The 16,682-nt window shown below is 51.7% G+C and carries 15 protein-coding genes and 1 other RNA gene; 15 read left to right on the top strand and 1 reads right to left on the bottom strand.

What is annotated here, in order from left to right:
* Positions 1–15 precede the first annotated feature (15 nt).
* The 14 genes from MJ769_RS08670 (at position 16) to hsdR (ending at position 13,398) form a co-directional block, all read left to right on the top strand.
* Positions 16–210, top strand: coding sequence for a hypothetical protein (locus MJ769_RS08670; RefSeq protein WP_239236365.1), 195 nt, complete (start codon positions 16–18; stop codon positions 208–210).
* 2 nt (positions 211–212) lie between these two features.
* Positions 213–527 (top strand): cell division protein ZapA, encoded by a 315-nt coding sequence (locus tag MJ769_RS08665; RefSeq protein WP_239236364.1) that lies wholly within the window; start codon positions 213–215, stop codon positions 525–527.
* Between the two features lies 1 nt (position 528).
* Positions 529–705: non-coding RNA, 6S RNA (gene ssrS / locus MJ769_RS08660), on the top strand.
* A 193-nt stretch (positions 706–898) separates the two neighbouring features.
* Positions 899–2,437 carry a hypothetical protein gene (locus MJ769_RS08655; RefSeq protein WP_239236362.1) on the top strand — a complete coding sequence of 513 codons (1,539 nt, stop codon included), beginning with the start codon at positions 899–901 and terminating at the stop codon, positions 2,435–2,437.
* Positions 2,438–2,544: 107 nt separating this feature from the next.
* Positions 2,545–3,009 (top strand): EVE domain-containing protein, encoded by a 465-nt coding sequence (locus MJ769_RS08650; protein ID WP_239236360.1) that lies wholly within the window; start codon positions 2,545–2,547, stop codon positions 3,007–3,009.
* Between the two features lies 1 nt (position 3,010).
* Positions 3,011–3,805 carry a sulfite exporter TauE/SafE family protein gene (locus MJ769_RS08645; protein ID WP_239236358.1) on the top strand — a complete coding sequence of 265 codons (795 nt, stop codon included), beginning with the start codon at positions 3,011–3,013 and terminating at the stop codon, positions 3,803–3,805.
* 180 nt (positions 3,806–3,985) lie between these two features.
* Complete coding sequence (gene dapF, locus MJ769_RS08640) at positions 3,986–4,816, top strand: diaminopimelate epimerase (protein WP_239236357.1); 831 nt, start codon at positions 3,986–3,988, stop codon at positions 4,814–4,816.
* Positions 4,817–4,825: 9 nt separating this feature from the next.
* Positions 4,826–5,446 carry a DUF484 family protein gene (locus MJ769_RS08635; RefSeq protein ID WP_239236355.1) on the top strand — a complete coding sequence of 207 codons (621 nt, stop codon included), beginning with the start codon at positions 4,826–4,828 and terminating at the stop codon, positions 5,444–5,446.
* A gap of 19 nt (positions 5,447–5,465) precedes the next feature.
* Positions 5,466–6,371, top strand: coding sequence for a tyrosine recombinase XerC (gene xerC, locus MJ769_RS08630; RefSeq protein ID WP_239236353.1), 906 nt, complete (start codon positions 5,466–5,468; stop codon positions 6,369–6,371).
* Between the two features lie 316 nt (positions 6,372–6,687).
* Positions 6,688–8,208 carry a class I SAM-dependent DNA methyltransferase gene (locus MJ769_RS08625; RefSeq protein WP_239236351.1) on the top strand — a complete coding sequence of 507 codons (1,521 nt, stop codon included), beginning with the start codon at positions 6,688–6,690 and terminating at the stop codon, positions 8,206–8,208.
* The gene (locus MJ769_RS08620) at positions 8,208–8,630 is read left to right on the top strand and encodes a GIY-YIG nuclease family protein (protein ID WP_239236349.1); all 423 of its coding nucleotides are present in this window, start codon (positions 8,208–8,210) and stop codon (positions 8,628–8,630) included. The genes MJ769_RS08625 and MJ769_RS08620 overlap by 1 nt, the downstream gene beginning before the upstream one ends.
* Positions 8,627–9,865: a restriction endonuclease subunit S gene (locus MJ769_RS08615; RefSeq protein ID WP_239236347.1), complete on the top strand. Its 1,239-nt coding sequence runs from the start codon at positions 8,627–8,629 to the stop codon at positions 9,863–9,865. The genes MJ769_RS08620 and MJ769_RS08615 overlap by 4 nt, the downstream gene beginning before the upstream one ends.
* A 139-nt stretch (positions 9,866–10,004) precedes the next feature.
* Entirely contained in the window at positions 10,005–11,078 is a 1,074-nt protein-coding gene (locus MJ769_RS08610) for a Fic family protein (RefSeq protein WP_239236338.1), read from the top strand.
* Complete coding sequence (gene hsdR / locus MJ769_RS08605; protein ID WP_445083082.1) at positions 11,065–13,398, top strand: EcoAI/FtnUII family type I restriction enzme subunit R; 2,334 nt, start codon at positions 11,065–11,067, stop codon at positions 13,396–13,398. The genes MJ769_RS08610 and hsdR overlap by 14 nt, the downstream gene beginning before the upstream one ends.
* A gap of 40 nt (positions 13,399–13,438) precedes the next feature.
* On the opposite strand, the gene MJ769_RS08600 is transcribed toward hsdR, so the two are convergent.
* The gene (locus tag MJ769_RS08600; RefSeq protein WP_239236335.1) at positions 13,439–14,668 is read right to left on the bottom strand and encodes an NnrS family protein; all 1,230 of its coding nucleotides are present in this window, start codon (positions 14,666–14,668) and stop codon (positions 13,439–13,441) included.
* Positions 14,669–14,949: 281 nt separating this feature from the next.
* Between MJ769_RS08600 and argS the strand changes: the two genes are divergently transcribed.
* Complete coding sequence (gene argS, locus MJ769_RS08595; RefSeq protein WP_239236333.1) at positions 14,950–16,626, top strand: arginine--tRNA ligase; 1,677 nt, start codon at positions 14,950–14,952, stop codon at positions 16,624–16,626.
* Positions 16,627–16,682: the final 56 nt, after the last annotated feature.

The following is a 16,682-nucleotide window of genomic DNA, read 5'->3' as shown; positions in this document are numbered from 1 at the left end:
ACTATAGTTCGTTTCATGCAAGCAGAATTAGACAGATTGGGAAGAAAGTTGGCTCAATTAGCGCAATTGACTACACGTCTGCGAGAAGAAAACAATCACCTGCGTCAAGAATTGGCCCAAGCGTTAAGTCAAGGCCGTCAATGCCATGACAAAATTGATTCTGCCAAGTCGCGCTTGGAACGGCTGCTGGCGAAACTACCTGAAGAGTAAACATGAGTAGCGATAGTGAAAGAACGCTTGATGTCACAATCCTCGACCGTGAATTCCGCGTTAGCTGCTCGGAGGTGGAGCGCCCGGAGCTGCTTGATGCGGTAGCTTATCTTGATAAGAAAATGCACGAGATTCGCGATATCGGCAAGGTTACTTCTATTGAGCGTATCGCAATCATGTGTGCCTTAAATATGGCTCATGAATTACTAACCACACGTCTCGGTACTGGTTTTGACATGAGTGAGTTTAAGCGTAGAATGAACTCTATGGAGGCGACTATAGACGCGTTGCTCACGGAACAAAAAGAGTTACTTTAGGTTTCCCCTGCGGTGTTCGTCAGGCTCATAATTCTTTGGACCAATAAGCTTTGCTTAGGTCGTGACCCATAATGTTACTGTTGTGCGCATTCCTTGCGGATGTACCTGATGTAACTGGGAATCGGCCCTCTTGAACCCAGGTTCAAGATGTTGGGTCAACGGCACAGGCGGGGGTCTTTATTTATAATGCGGCGTAAGCCGCATTTTTTTATTAGTGCACCGTGCATTGCGCGCAACCGCAACTTGACTGACTGTAGTGGTCAATCAAGTGACTTGGGGATGAAAGTTCTCTTCACACCCGGCAAGGGAAGTTCTAGCTGAATGGCAAGCGTGCCCAGCTAACACAAACCTACTTAAAGGAGTTGCCTCCCATGCCTTGTAGATATCCGATCGTCATTTCTGGCCCGTTGCGTCGTTGTATAAACACCCTATGCTTGGTGCTTTGCGGGATTGCACTTCCATTGCCAGCCTGTGCTTTTTTGACTCCGATTCATGCGACGGTTTATGAATACCTGAACGACAATACCGGGCACTATCTACTGTTGTCCGACCCGAATGAAATCGCAGGCGTGGATGCCGGTGCGGCTGGTGCGGGGTGGCGCCGCACCGGCTATATTTTCGATGCCTACCAATATCATATTGCACTACACGGTGGCGAAGCCGATGTTTGCAGGTTTTACTCACCCGGCACCAACTCCCACTTTTATACGGCCAATGCATCGGAGTGCAATACTTTAAGAAACACCAATTCGGGCTGGATCTTCGAGAAAATTGATTTTGTCGTTGACGTGCCTCAGAACGGCAGTTGCCAGCCCGGTCAATCGCCTATATATCGGCTGTATAACAACCGTTGGATGTTCAACGATTCCAATCACCGATTCACGCCGGATGCCGCGATCAGAGATCAAATGCTTGCTAAGGGCTGGGCGGATGAAGGTATTGCATTTTGCGCCAATAATTCGGCCTTAATTCCAGCCAGTTCGTTTTCGGTCGACACCGAGAAGGTTCATGTAGCGAAGGAATGCGAAAACGAGTCAATTAATTTAGGCTCCTGTGTCGCGCTCAATCAGTTGCCGGAGATGCCCAATGTGATCCAGCCGTTCCTTCCCCCGTTTTACGTTGATCAAAATCCCGTTTATGACTTTGGCGTCGATCAAATTACCGGCTACCCTGATCTAGCGGGAGGGTCGGGGAATTTACATTCTTCGCAATTGCCGGGTAACTTTGCGGCGTTAGAGGCACATTCGTTCGTGCAGACGGGCGGTAATGCCTTTGGCCTATACGTGAACTCCTACGAGCGCGGAACCTTCAAATACACCAGCATCAATCCTCTCTACCAATTCACGACGACGCCACCTTTGCCGGATGCGTGGGATTTGCGGATATTTCCGTGGCATGATGAACGACCGCATGATGTGGTTGTCTCGTTCAAGCTGGAAGTCAGGACTGTCCGCCGCGCCAACCCTGAAAGCCACGTCTACGGACATCCAACGCTGCAATTCATCGATGCCAAAAGCCACAGACATTTTTATTTTACGCTGCAAACTTATGGCACCGTGGCGCCCGGAGATTTCCTGGCACTTGACGACAGTACCGGCAGGGCGATCGTCTCTACGGTGTTTCGCAGCAACCCGGCTTACGGCACACGTCTTTCTGGCGATTTCATCCCATGTACTGCCACGGCGGTTGCTGGAAGTTGTGCGGTGAAGACTCCGACCGACTTCAAGTTCAGCATTAACCGCTCTGATTTCCAGGGCATAGTCAATGCCGCGCAGAAGATCGACCCATTGTTATCGGGCAATGTTGCAGACTACGCTCTCGCCAATTTTCATTTCATTAACGAGGTTTACCTGGATGGCGAGCTCGGTCTCACGCTCAGCAACTATAAGCTAGAAATTTTTGGCTACTGATCGAAGATCCTTTCCTGGACTGATCTAGCACCGACCGAAAATGAGCAAGCCGAGTTAAAGGTGATATCTGGTGGTGACAGGCACTTCATGAACAGCAAGGAATTAATATGCGTTACTGGCTAATGAAATCTGAACCGAGCGACGTCAGCATAGATGACCTTGCCAACCTGCCCAACCAGACCGTGGCATGGTACGGTGTGCGTAATTATCAGGCGCGCAACTTCATGCGCGATCAGATGTGCACAGGCGATGCGGTGCTTTTCTATCATTCCAATTGTGCTGTACCCGGCATCGCCGGTATAGCGCGCGTTTCCAGCACGGCCTATCCCGATGCCACTCAGTTCGATCGCAATAGCAAATATTTCGATCCCAAGGCCACGCAGGAAACGCCCCGGTGGTTTAATGTAGATGTGCAATGGGTAAAGAAAGTTGAACACATTTCATTGGCAGAGCTGCGCCGCCATCCACAATTGGAAGGCATGCGTATTTTGCAACGTGGCAACCGTTTGTCCATCACACCGCTTGACCCCGCCGAGTGGCGCTTTATTCTGAAGCATCTGGTACGCGACTAATATGGAATGGGCGCTCGCCTATCTCGCGCTGGGTGCATTTGTTGGGCTATTTAGTGGAATGTTCGGCATTGGCGGCGGAGCCATTCTGGTCCCCGTTTTGCTGATACTGTTCAACATGCAAGACTTCCCCACCCCCTATATCATGCATCTGGCGCTCGGTACTTCTATGGCAACCATCCTGTTCACTTCACTCGCCAGCATGCGCAAACACCACCAGCATGGCGCGGTGAATTGGGCCGTGGTTCGTACCATAACGCCCGGCATTTTGTTTGGAGCAGCGCTGGGCGCGCTATGCGCCGCATCTGTTTCGCCGCGTGGACTAGGAATATTTTTTGCTTTATTCATGTATTTTGCTGCGATTCAAATTCTGTTTGAATTACGCCCGCAAGCCTCACGTCAATTACCCGGCGTGGCCGGTATGACACTGACTGGCACGTTCACCGGCTGGATCAGTAGCCTCGTATCCATTGGCGGTGGTACGATTGTAGTGCCGTTTCTAATTTGGTGTAACGTGCCGCTACGCAATGCAATTGGCACCTCTGCGGCGATCGGTTTCCCTGTCGCCATTGGCGGCACAACAGGCTATATTGTTTCTGGTCTTAGTTTCCATATGCTACCCTCTCCAAACTTGGGTTTCGTGTATCTACCGACGTTATTCTGGATCGCACTTGCCAGCGTCATGACCGCGCCGCTAGGCGCAAAAGCTGCACATCGCATGAAGATCGGGCTATTACGCAAACTTTTTGCAGTGCTGATGCTGGTATTGGCGACACATTTGTTAATAAAATTTATTTAGGGCGACTCTAAAAACTCAAGCCTCTGCGGGATAAACTATATGGAGCTCGCCATGACGAAGTATGAGGCGTGTTCTTGCACGATGCTAACGCTTGATTCTTGAGGAGATACAGGCAACTTGCAGGGCAAACTACTACACAATGGATTACTTTAGGCATTTTGAATTAACAGAGATGAAAAGATGATATTAAAATTCACCAAGATGCATGGTGCTGGTAATGATTTCGTAGTCATCAATGGAATGCGCCAGCACAACCCGCTTACGCTGGAGCAGCTGCGTCTGTTAGCTGACCGGCACTTTGGCGTGGGCTGCGATCAAATTCTGCTGGTGGAAACTGCACAGCATCCCGATGCGGATTTTCGTTATCGCATTTTCAATGCTGATGGTGGCGAGGTGGAACAATGCGGCAATGGCGCGCGCTGCTTCATGCGATTTGTTCACGATCAAAAACTGACGCACAAGCGTGAAATCGTGGTAGAAACAAAAGCTGGTCTGATTACGCCTCGTCTTGAAGACAATGGTCAAGTTACAGTAAACATGGGCGCGCCGATTTTTGAGGCTGCACGTATTCCGTTCCTTGGCAGTAACGATACGGTTATCCAAATGCTAGAAGTGGCAGGCGAGACAGTGCAGATTACGGCACTATCGATGGGCAATCCACATGCTGTACAGGTAGTGACTGATGTGGAACATGCACCCGTCGCTATGCAGGGAGCGCTCATTGAACATCACCCGCGTTTTACGCAACGCGTGAATGCAGGCTTCATGCAGATAGTCGATCGTAATCACATCAAATTACGCGTGTATGAACGTGGCGCTGGTGAGACTCTGTCTTGCGGAACTGGCGCGTGTGCCGCAGTGGTAACCGGCATCCGTCGCGGCCTGTTAGACGCGCGCGTAAATGTTGCCACGCGCGGTGGGGTGCTGAATATAGCTTGGGCCGGAATCGACATGCCGGTATTTATGACAGGACCCGCGATTGTTGTATTTGAAGGCGAAATAAATTTATAAGAGGACGGCATGAAATCTGCAGACATTGCACAATATTTACTAAACAATCCACAGTTCTTTGAAGATCATGCTGATATGTTAGCGGAAGTCACTATTCCTCATCCTTACAGCGAACGCACCATTTCATTGAATGAGCGGCAGTTACTGACTTTGCGTGAGCAGAACAAAATCCTGGAAAAAAAACTGCACGAGATGGTAACGTTTGCGAAGGAGAACGATGCATTGCAGCATAAAGTGCATCAATTCACCCTCGCGTTATTTGGCGCGCGTGACCTGATGAGTTTGCAGAATGTCATTACGCAGAATTTGCGTGAAATTTTTTCCGTACCGCATGTTGTGCTGCACGTCTGGAAAGGATTGCCGCCCAGCGTGGAAGTGCTGGCCTTCGCTGACCAGCAACTGCAACCCGTCTGTGCTCATCACGCTCTCCATGACACGTTGCCCTGGTTTGGCGAAAGTGCGGCTCATTTACATTCGTTTGCTTATTTACCGTTGCGCGCGGACGAAAAATCCATCGGCCTGTTAATCTTGGCGAGTGGGGATGCGCAGCGCTTCTATCCCGGTATGGGCACGCTGTTCCTGCAGCGTATTGCGGAAACTGTGAGCAGCGCGCTACGCCCCTCACTGTAAAGCGTAGTTAAACTGTACCGTGCAGGCTGCCACTCTCAACCAAGCTACACTGCACGGATTTCTCGACCATCTGCGCAACGAGCGCCGTTACTCCCCTCTTACTGAAGAAAATTACGCTCGCGATATTTGCCGTTTGCTTAAACTTGCTGGTGATACGCCGTTAAATGAGCTCAAAAATCATCAAATTCGCCGTTTCGTAGCGCAATTGCACGGTAGCGGTTTGGGTGGCAAGAGTTTGGCGCGCATGCTGTCGGCATGGCGTAGTTTTTATTTTTATCTAATACGCGACCACCAGTTCAAAGACAATCCGTGCATCGGGCTGCGTGCGCCCAAATCGGCGCGCAAGCTGCCGCATGCACTTTCCCCGGACGAAGCCGTGCGCATGATGGAATTACCCACAACAGGCGACATACTGGCGGTACGCGACAAAGCGATGTTTGAGTTATTTTATTCTTCCGGCCTGCGCCTTGCTGAGCTGGTCAGTCTCGATCCGCCAGCGCTTGACTTTACTGATGCCGTTGTACGCGTTATCGGTAAAGGCGCCAAGACACGCGTCGTACCGCTGGGCAGTTATGCGATTTCCGCACTGCAAGCTTGGCTGGCACGGCGCGGACAATTGGCCAAACCTGATGAAACGGCGTTGTTCGTTAACCGCAACGGTAGCCGCATTGGTTCGCGCGCGGTGCAATTACGTATGTCAGGCTGGGGCATCAAACAGGGCATCACCAGCGGTGTTCACCCACACCTGTTGCGCCATTCGTTCGCCTCACATGTGCTGCAATCGAGCGGAGATTTGCGGGCAGTGCAGGAAATGCTCGGTCATGCCAGCATTTCTACCACGCAGGTATACACGCATCTTGATTTCCAATACCTCAGTAAAATTTACGATGCAGCCCATCCGCGGGCCAAAAAGAAAACTGTGTGAATAAAATTACTTTTACGGAGGAGAGGGAGAAATTACATCTACTATGCCGTGGGGCGTTACATCTGTCTGGAGCGCATCTTCGAGGAATCGAAAGAAAGCTACTATAAAACGCGGAAGCCAGCTCGCTGGGCTAGCACCTTTCCGGCTTATCGCACTGCGGAATAATCTGAACGGCGACGATTAAATCTGTTTCGCAATTGAGCGGCGATCATCGCGAAAAAGTGATTCAAGCTTTTCGTCTAACCACATCGATACCGGTTATATTAGCGCCTTCAGCCGTATACAGCCCATCATCCCGGAATAGCATCTGCCCCCCATGTTTGAACAAGCTTTCAAAAATATCGACGACGTTCTCTGGAAAGAGGCCGGTTGTGCCAGCGAACTGGACTACACCGAACAAACCTCTTGGCTGCTGTTCCTGAAATTCCTGGACGGTTTGGAGCAGGACAAGGCTATGGAGGCTGGGCTGGAGGGCAAAAAGTACGCTTTTATCCTCGACGCGCCCTACCGCTGGGAAAGTTGGGCCGCGCCCAAAGGAGCTGACGGCAAGCTCGACCACAACAAGGCGCTAACCGGCGACGACTTGCGCGATTTCGTGGATCGCAAACTCTTTCCCTACCTGCACGGCTTCAAACTGAAGGCCAGCGGGCCGAATACCCTCGAATACAAGATTGGCGAAATTTTCGGCGAGATCAAGAACAAGATTCACAGCGGCTACAATCTGCGCGAGATCATCGATCACATCGACGAACTGCGCTTCCGCTCGCAGACCGAGAAGCACGAGCTCTCGCACCTCTACGAAGCCAAGATCAAGAACATGGGCAACGCGGGCCGCAATGGCGGTGAGTATTACACCCCGCGACCATTGATTCGCGCCATGGTGCAAGTGGTGCAGCCCAAAATCGGCGAGCGTATTTACGACGGCGCTTGTGGCTCGGCGGGCTTCCTGTGCGAAGGCTTCGATTACCTCAAGGCCAAGCCCGGCCTTACCACCAGCAATATTAAGACGCTGCAAGAGCGCACTTTCTACGGCAAGGAAAAAAAGTCGCTGGCCTACGTCATCGCCATTATGAACATGATTCTGCACGGCATCGAAGCGCCCAACATCGTTCACTCCAACACCCTGGCCGAGAACCTTGCCGACATCCAGGACAAAGACCGCATGGATGTGATCCTCGCCAATCCGCCCTTCGGCGGCAAGGAGCGCAAGGAAGTGCAGCAGAACTTCCCCATCCGCACCGGCGAAACAGCCTTCCTGTTCCTGCAGCACTTCATCAAGATGCTCAAGGCCGGTGGCCGGGCGGGCGTGGTTATCAAGAACACCTTCCTCTCCAACACCGACAACGCCTCGGTTTCCTTGCGCAAATTGTTGCTGGAAAGCTGCAACCTGCATACCGTACTCGACTGCCCCGGCGGCACCTTTCAGGGCGCGGGCGTGAAAACCGTTGTGCTGTTCTTCGAGAAAGGCGCGCCGACCCTTCGGCATGGCTCAGGGCAGGCCCTCAAGATTTGGTACTACCAGCTCGAACCCGGCCGCAACATGGGCAAAACCAACCCGCTCAACGATACTGACCTGGCAGAGTTCATCGAACTGCAAAAAACCAAAGCCGACTCGCCCAAAAGCTGGAGCGTGGATGCCAAGAGCATCGACCCGGCGACATTCGATCTGTCGGTAAAGAACCCCGACGGTGGCGAGGAAGTCACCCACCGCAGCCCGCAGGAAATCATGGGCGAGATCGCGGCGTTGGATGCTGAGAGTGCGGAGGTTCTGGCGCAGATTCAGCGCTTACTAACAATCGGCACGGAGGGTTGCTCTGGACAGAGGAGGCGCGACTAATGACATTCTGGGTCTACATTCTTCGCTGTGCCGACAGCAGCTACTACACCGGCCACACGGACAATCTCGAAAAACGGATAGGGGAACACACGACTGGTGCAATCACCGGTTGCTACACATTCAAGCGGCGCCCTTTGGAACTCGTTTTCTCGCAAGATTGTGCAACCCGAGAGGAAGCCCTTGCCAGCGAGCGGCAGATTAAAGGCTGGAACCGCAAGAAGAAAGAAGCCATGATGCGCGGCGATTGGGCCGAAGTCTCCCGCCTCGCCAAATCAGCTGCTTCCATACATCTTGATCCCGCCACCCCCGTTCACCCTGAGCCTCCCCCCGCCGTTCGCCCTGAGCTTGTCGAAGGGCATCTCACGAGCCCCGTTCATCCTTCGACAAGCTCAGGACGAACGGACGAGAAGATGTCGCGATGAAGGCGGGGTGGGCAATAAAATCTCTCAGAGATTTATGCACATTTAAGCCGCCAAAGTCAGAGGCAAAAGCTAAGCTCTGCGCTACGGACAAGGTTTCATTCGCATCAATGGACGTGCTCGGTATCGACCGTATGTATCTGGAATCGTCAGATGCCCGCTCGTTTTCTGAAGTAGCCGGAAGCTATACCTACTTTGCCGACGGTGATGTGCTCTTGGCCAAAATCACCCCATGTTTTGAAAACGGCAAGTTGGGCATCGCTCGCAATCTGGTGAATGGCATTGGCTTTGGCTCCAGTGAATATTTTGTTATCCGCCCAAATTCAGAGCTGACAGCAACCTACCTCTACTATTTTTTGTTGCAGCCATCCTTTCGCGAGGAAGGTGCCAAATCAATGACTGGAGCGGTCGGTCATAAACGTGTTTCCAAGGAATTTCTCGAAAGCCACAATATTCCTGTGCCACCTGTTGCAGAACAGCGCCGCATCGTCGCCATCCTCGACGAAGCCTTCGACGGCCTCTCCACCGCTAAAGCCAACGCCGAAAAGAACCTTCAAAACGCCCGTGCATTGTTTGAAAGTCACCTGCAGGCTGTCTTTACACAGCGGAGTGAGGGGTGGGTGGAGAAAAAATTGGGCGATACTTCTATATTGAAAATAATTGATGGCGATAGAGGTAGCAATTACCCCAGTAAAGAAGATTTCTCGGATGAAGGTTTTTGCCTGTTCATTAACACAAAAAATGTACGGCCTGATGGATTTAACTTCGACACCACGATGTTCATTTCTGAGGAAAAAGACAAAGTCTTGCGAAAAGGTAAGTTACAGCGTCAAGACGTAATTCTTACCACACGTGGCACGATTGGAAACGTTGCGATTTTCGATGAAGATGTTGAGTTTGAAAACATCCGCATCAATTCAGGAATGCTTATTTTTCGGCCAAATACAGGAAAAATATTACCCTCATTCCTTTTTGAGGTGTTTCGATCTGGGATTATGAAAAGTCAAATGACTCGTCATGTATCTGGGGCTGCACAACCTCAATTGCCAATAAAAACGCTCATTAATTTTAAAATCCCTGTGCCAAATAAACTAGAGTCACAACGCGCAATTGTAGCCAGTGTTAGAGAAATTGATTCAGAAACCCATCGCCTCGAATCTATCTACCAGCGCAAGCTTACCGCCCTTGATGCATTGAAAAAATCCCTGCTGCACCAGGCTTTTTCCGGCGAGCTATGAATGATGATGTGTATAGAAAACCCAGTTTTTTAATCCTACTTAACATAACGTGAAAAGAAAATGCATTTTTTTATATACGTTGTCTGCAACATGATAAGATAATTGAAATTTCTTATTATGTTTTTATAGGGCGAACGGTATGATTGCTTTACAGATACCTTCAAATGCCAGCTTGGAAGTTAAGGCTATCTGGCAAAGCCTGGCCGAGGCGCACCGCCATTTGGCCGAGTTGAAGGGTTTGTGTGAATCCTTGCCCAACAGCGCGATTCTGTTGGATACGCTGTCCATACAGGAGGCGAAAGATAGCTCTGAAATAGAAAATATCATCACCACGCATGACGAGCTCTATGCCTACGACCAAAGCAGCTCGGCTACCCCTGCGGCCAAGGAAGTACAAAACTATATCGCTGCTTTAAGGGTGGGGTATCAGGACGTGCGTGACTCCGGCTTGATTCGATTGAGAACGATTTTGCGCGTGCAGGAAGCAGTCGAACAAAACAATGCTGGCTTGAGGAAACTGCCGGGCACGGTCCTTAAAAACCAGACCACGGGCGCAACGGTTTATGAGCCGCCACAAGATGCCGAGGTGGTAGAAAAGTTGATGACGGATTTGGTGGATTTTATTCATGACGATGATGAGCTGGACCCAATATTGCGCATGGCGATTGCGCATCACCAGTTTGAAAGCATCCATCCGTTTTACGATGGCAATGGGCGCACCGGGCGCATTCTCAATTTGCTGATCTTGCAGCGCGAAGGCTTGCTGGATTTGCCTGTGCTGTATTTAAGCCGTTATATCACCTCTACGAAAAGTCAGTATTACCGACTGCTTCAATTAACAAGGGAAACCAATAACTGGGTAGATTGGTGCGTGTATATCGTGAGGGGTATTGCTGTAATTGCCAAAAGTGAAATCAAACTGATTAAGAATTTGCGGGCGTTGATGCAAACAACCAAGCATCGCTTACGCGCTGAACTGCCTAAAATCTATAGTCAGGATTTGCTTAATAATCTATTTCGCTATCCATATACCAGGATCGAGTTTGTGGTAAAAGATTTAGGCGTTTCGCGCATTACTGCGGCAAAGCATTTGGATACGCTTGCTAAAAATGGTTTTGTGGAAAAGAAAAAGGTTGGCCGCAAAAATTTTTATATCAATCGGCCATTATTTGAACTCTTGACGCAGATTACTTTAGATGATGAACGAAGCTGAAACCAGAGCCGAACACATCGACCCAGCTCTTGCAGCGGCTGGCTGGGGTGTGGTCGAAGGCAGCCGCATTCGCCGCGAGTATCGAATCACGCTCGGCCGCATCGAAGGCCACGGCAAGCGCGGCAAAGGGCTCACCGCCGATTACGTGCTGGAGTATCGCAACACCAAGCTGGCGGTAGTCGAGGCCAAGGCGTGGGACAAACTGCTGACGGAGGGAGTGGGACAGGCCAAGGATTACGCGGGCAAGCTGGCCATTCGCTACACCTATTCCACCAACGGGCAGGGTATCTACGGCATCGACATGCACACCGGCATCGAGGGTGAGTTGAAACACTATCCCTCGCCGGAGGAATTGTGGAGCCGCACCTTTCCCGCCCATAACATCTGGCGCGAGCGCTTTGCGGCCGTGCCGTTCGAAGATCGGGGCGGCTACTTTCAGGGGCGCTACTATCAGGACATCGCCATCGAACGGGTGCTTGAGGCCATCGCAGATCAGAAGCAGCGCATTCTGCTGACGCTGGCGACCGGCACGGGCAAGACCTTCATCGCTTTTCAACTTGCGTGGAAGCTGTTCCACAGCCGCTGGAATCTGGGCGACTGGAAGACTGAGAACGAACCGACGCGGCGGCCGCGCATCCTGTTCCTGGCTGATCGTAACATTCTGGCGAATCAGGCATTCAATGCCTTTTCGGCCTTCCCCGAAGATGCGCTGGTTCGCATTGCCCCGGAGGATATCCGCAAGAAGGGCAAGGTGCCGAAGAACGGCAGCATTTTCTTCACCATCTTCCAAACCTTCATGAGCGGACCGACCAAGGACGGCCACCCTTCACCCTATTTCGGCGAGTATCCGCCGGATTTTTTCGACTTTATCATCATCGACGAGTGCCACCGGGGTGGGGCGAATAACGAAAGCAACTGGCGCGGCATCCTCGACTACTTCGCTCCCGCCGTGCAGCTTGGCCTGACTGCCACGCCCAAGCGCCGCGACAACGTGGATACCTACGACTATTTCGGCGAGCCGGTGTTCGTCTACTCGCTTAAGGACGGCATCAATGACGGCTTTTTAACGCCGTTCCGGGTGAAGCAGATTTCCACGACGCTCGATGAATACGTCTATACGTCTGATGACACGCTGGTCGAAGGCGAGATCGAGGCGGGCAAACGCTACGAGGAAGCCGACTTCAACAAGATCATCGAGATCAGGGAACGGGAGAAAAAGCGGGTAGAAATCTTGATGTCGCAGATCGACCAACGCGAGAAAACGCTGGTCTTCTGCGCGAACCAAGCGCACGCGCTGGTGATACGGGATCTGATCAACCAGGCAAAGAGCAGCACTGACCCAAATTATTGCCAGCGGGTGACGGCCGATGACGGCGCTTTGGGTGATCAAAACCTGCGGGATTTTCAGGATAACGAGAAGACCATCCCCACTATCCTGACCACTTCGCAGAAGCTCTCGACCGGCGTGGATGCCCGCAACGTGCGCAACATCGTGCTGCTGCGGCCTATCAATTCGATGATCGAGTTCAAACAAATCATCGGGCGCGGCACGCGACTCTATGACGGCAAGGACTACTTCACGATCTATGATTTTGTGAGGGCGCACCATCATTTCAACGATCCGAAGTGGGACGGTGAGCCGCTTGAGCCGGAACCGAGAGAAGTCGTGCCGGTTTCCGTGCCAATTGCGCCCATCGAAGCGCGAGAACCGGCAGAGGAATATCAGGCGAGACAGAAAATCAGGATCAAACTCGCCGACGGCAAGACACGCACCATTCAACACATGATGGTGACCAGCTTCTGGCACCCGGACGGCACACCGATGTCGGCGCAGCAGTTCATGGAAGCGCTGTTCGGCAAGCTGCCCGAATTCTTCAAGGACGAAGAAGAACTGCGCGCCTTGTGGGGCGCGCCGGATACACGCAGGAAGCTTTTGGAGGGGCTCGCCGAAAAAGGCTTCGGCAAGGATCACCTGACCGAAATGCAGAGGATTATCGACGCGGAGAAGAGTGACCTGTTTGACGTGCTGGCCCATGTGGCCTATGCCCTGGCTCCGCGCACCCGCGAAGAGCGTGCGGCCCAAGCGATGGCATTCATCAGCACCCACTTCAACAGCAAACAACAGGTCTTCCTCGACTTCGTGCTCTCGCACTATGTCAGCGTGGGCGTGGAGGAACTCGATTCGGCAAAGTTGAAACCGCTGCTGTGTCTGAAATATCACGATTCAATTGCGGATGCCGTGGCTGATCTTGGCAAGCCGGAGGAGATCGGCAAGGTGTTCAGCGACTTCCAGAAGTACCTTTACCAGGAAACGGTTTGAAATTGCTTTTTTAGATTATGTGAGGTGTGGTGTGTGCAGCTCAACCGGGTCGACCATCAGTGCGTGGTCGCCAGTAGACTGGTAAATAGCGCACCGCCCAAGATCCAAAACACGCCAGCCAGACGGCCCCAGCAGCGACATACAGCCAGTGTCCAGTTTGTATGGGCAATATGTCCGCCAGCACACGCAGTATGGCGACAAGCTGCAATCCCATAAACATCAAATTGATCGGTTTACCCACTTTCATCGGCAGCCCGGAATGCCCGAGTGTGACGCGTGTAGCCATGCCGATTAGTAAAGTGGAGAAGCAACCTATGGTCAGTGCGTGCAAAGGTGCAAGTCCCCAGATAAAAGTTTTGCCATCGCTGATGAATAGTACAAAACTTTGCGCAGTGAACAGCAGCATGGCGATGCCTAGCCAGGCAAAGCCGATGTGCAATACGCCCAGCAGCGGGAATTTTAGGCTGCGGCGTAATCCCCAGCTGTGCGTTAAATGGAGTGCCACGATAGCCAGTGGTGCGTCGCATAGCCAAAGCCAGGCAGATGCACCATTCATTTGCAACAGACCATGCCCCGCGCTGGCAACCAATATGCCCCACCAAGCCCAATGCGGGCTCGGGATATAGTTATGCGTCAGCGCACTGGCGGTGAAAAATGGAATCATACGATGCGCAACACTGGAAAATACCGGTAACAAAAATAACCACAGTCCGCCTTGAATAGAGAAACGCAACCATGTTGTGTTGCCACTCAATAACCAGATGAGGTAGGCAACGAGGCTGCACCAACCTAGGCTCAGTGCGATGAAAATGAGTTGCGGGTGACGTTTGTTTTGGTGTGTAGTGTCAAGCAATACGCGCAACAGTGCATACAGTGCCAGGAGCCATCCCGATAGCGTACTGAAGATGGCAACAATCAATAGGGTATGGCTAATCAATAGCCCGATAAAGAAACTAACAGCCCCTAGCATGAGCAGCAAAAAGGCGGGCACATATCGATGCGGCGGAATGTCGCTACCTTTCATCCAACGCGGATAGGTCGTCATCAGAAAGCCAAACATGAAAAACGGAAACAGGCCGTACATCATTAACCATGCGTGTGCGGCATTCGGTGCAATTGCCCAAGCTATGGGATGCCAGAGCACACCATAGCTTGTCAGCAACTCAGTCAGCAGCCATACCATTACGGCGACAGCTTGCAGCGCACCGCCGAAGAACATGACGCGGTGAGGTGCGGCACTAAAGATATGCCATTGTTTTGAGATAATCATAAGTTCGTGTGGATTGACTACGCTAAATAGCGTTGCGTAACAAAATGGTAGCTAATATTTTTAGTGTGTGATTTTCGATGGCATTATGCATGCTGACATTCTACTCGGTGCGGCTCATCAAACCCAGCAGGTGCAGCAAGATAGCTTGAAGTAGGATAAATCTGATTTAAGGTTGACGCTCTAATTTCAGAGCATTTGCGAAAGTACCTAACAGTTGCACCTGCCATCGGATAAGCCCCATCAAGTGTTATAATTCACGCTTCTTGTGAAAGTGTTGTGTAATGTTTGCTGTCCTGAATTTCAAGTCCCATCTTTCCGAATTGTTCGCGCAGGCTGTGCGTGTTGTTGCACCTGAAGCGGCACAGACCGACATCCTCATTGAGCGTCCCAAACAGGTGCTGCATGGCGATTACGCCTGTAATCTGGCGATGCAGCTGGCAAAACCGCTGCGCAAATCTCCACGTGATATCGCGCAAGCATTGATCGCGGCCTTGCCTGCATCTCTAGTGGTGGCAAAGGTGGAGATTGCGGGTGCGGGTTTCATTAATGTATTCATTACGACTGCAGCCAAACAGAATGTGGTGCGCAGCGTGTTGCAGGCAGGGGTGGGCTATGGCCACATTCATCTGGGCGCGGGTCGTAAGTTGCAAGTGGAATTTGTTTCTGCCAATCCAACGGGGCCGCTGCATGTAGGGCATGGTCGCGGTGCAGCGGTAGGCGATTGTTTGTGCCGCGTGTTGCTGGCGGCAGGTTGGGATGTAACGCGGGAGTTTTACTATAACGATGCTGGTGCGCAGATTGACAATCTCACGCTATCCGTACAATTGCGCTGCAAGGGTGTGACACCTGACGATCCATCGTGGCCTGAAAATGGTTATCGCGGCGATTATATTACCGATGTCGCTCGTGCGTATTTAGCGCAAGAAACGGTGGAAGCCGACGACCAGCATGTGCGAGCATCAGGTGATGTAAATGATGCCACTGCCATCCGCCATTTCGCGGTAGCTTATCTGCGTAGTGAACAGGATCTCGATTTGCGCGCCTTTGGCGTAAATTTCGATGTGCATTCGCTGGAGTCTGCACTGTATACCGACGGTAAAGTGGAGGAAATTGTCAGCAAACTTATTGCCAGTGGCCACACATATGAGCAGGACAATGCACTATGGCTGCGCACGACAGACTTCGGCGACGACAAAGACCGTGTAATGCGCAAGAGCGATGGCAATTTCACTTATTTTGTACCGGATATAGCCTACCACCTGGATAAATGGCGACGCGGCTTTACTCGGGTCATTAACGAACAAGGTGCGGATCATCACAGCACTATCACTCGCGTGCGCGCGGGACTGCAAGCTTTGGATGTTGGCATTCCAAAAGGTTGGCCGGATTATGTGTTGCACCAGATGGTAACGGTACTGCGCAATGGCGAAGAGGTGAAAATATCCAAGCGCGCGGGCAGTTACGTCACTCTGCGTGACTTGATTGATGAGGTGGGCTGCGATGCGACACGCTTCTTCCTGGCGGCGCGCCATCCTGACTCTCAACTGGTGTTTGACATCGATCTGGCAAAATCGCAGAGCAATGAAAACCCTGTGTATTACATTCAATATGCTCATGCGCGTATTTGCAGCGTGTTGGGACAGTGGGGTGGCGATACTGCGGCGCTCGGTCAAGCCGATGTGAGTGAGCTGGAGAGTGACTACGAGCGCGCCTTGTTACAACACTTGATTGACTACCCGCATGTGATAGAAAGTGCTGCAGAAGATTTGGCACCACATCTGATTGCATTCTACTTAAAGGATTTGGCCGCTGATTTTCACAGCTATTACAATGCTTCACGCTTCCTGGTTGAGGAAGAAGGCATTAAGCAGGCACGGTTGGCATTGATTGCTGCGGTGGCACAGGTCATGCGCAACGGCTTGGTGCTGCTGGGGGTTTCCGCACCGGAAAAAATGTAGGTTGGCTTCCTTGCGCTAGCAGCCTGTCGGACTTCAAGGCCGCGAGGTCGAACTCA

The sequence above is a fragment of the Candidatus Nitrotoga sp. BS genome, assembly GCF_927797785.1.
Classification (GTDB): domain Bacteria; phylum Pseudomonadota; class Gammaproteobacteria; order Burkholderiales; family Gallionellaceae; genus Nitrotoga.
This window is presented reverse-complemented; position numbering and strand designations above follow the sequence as displayed.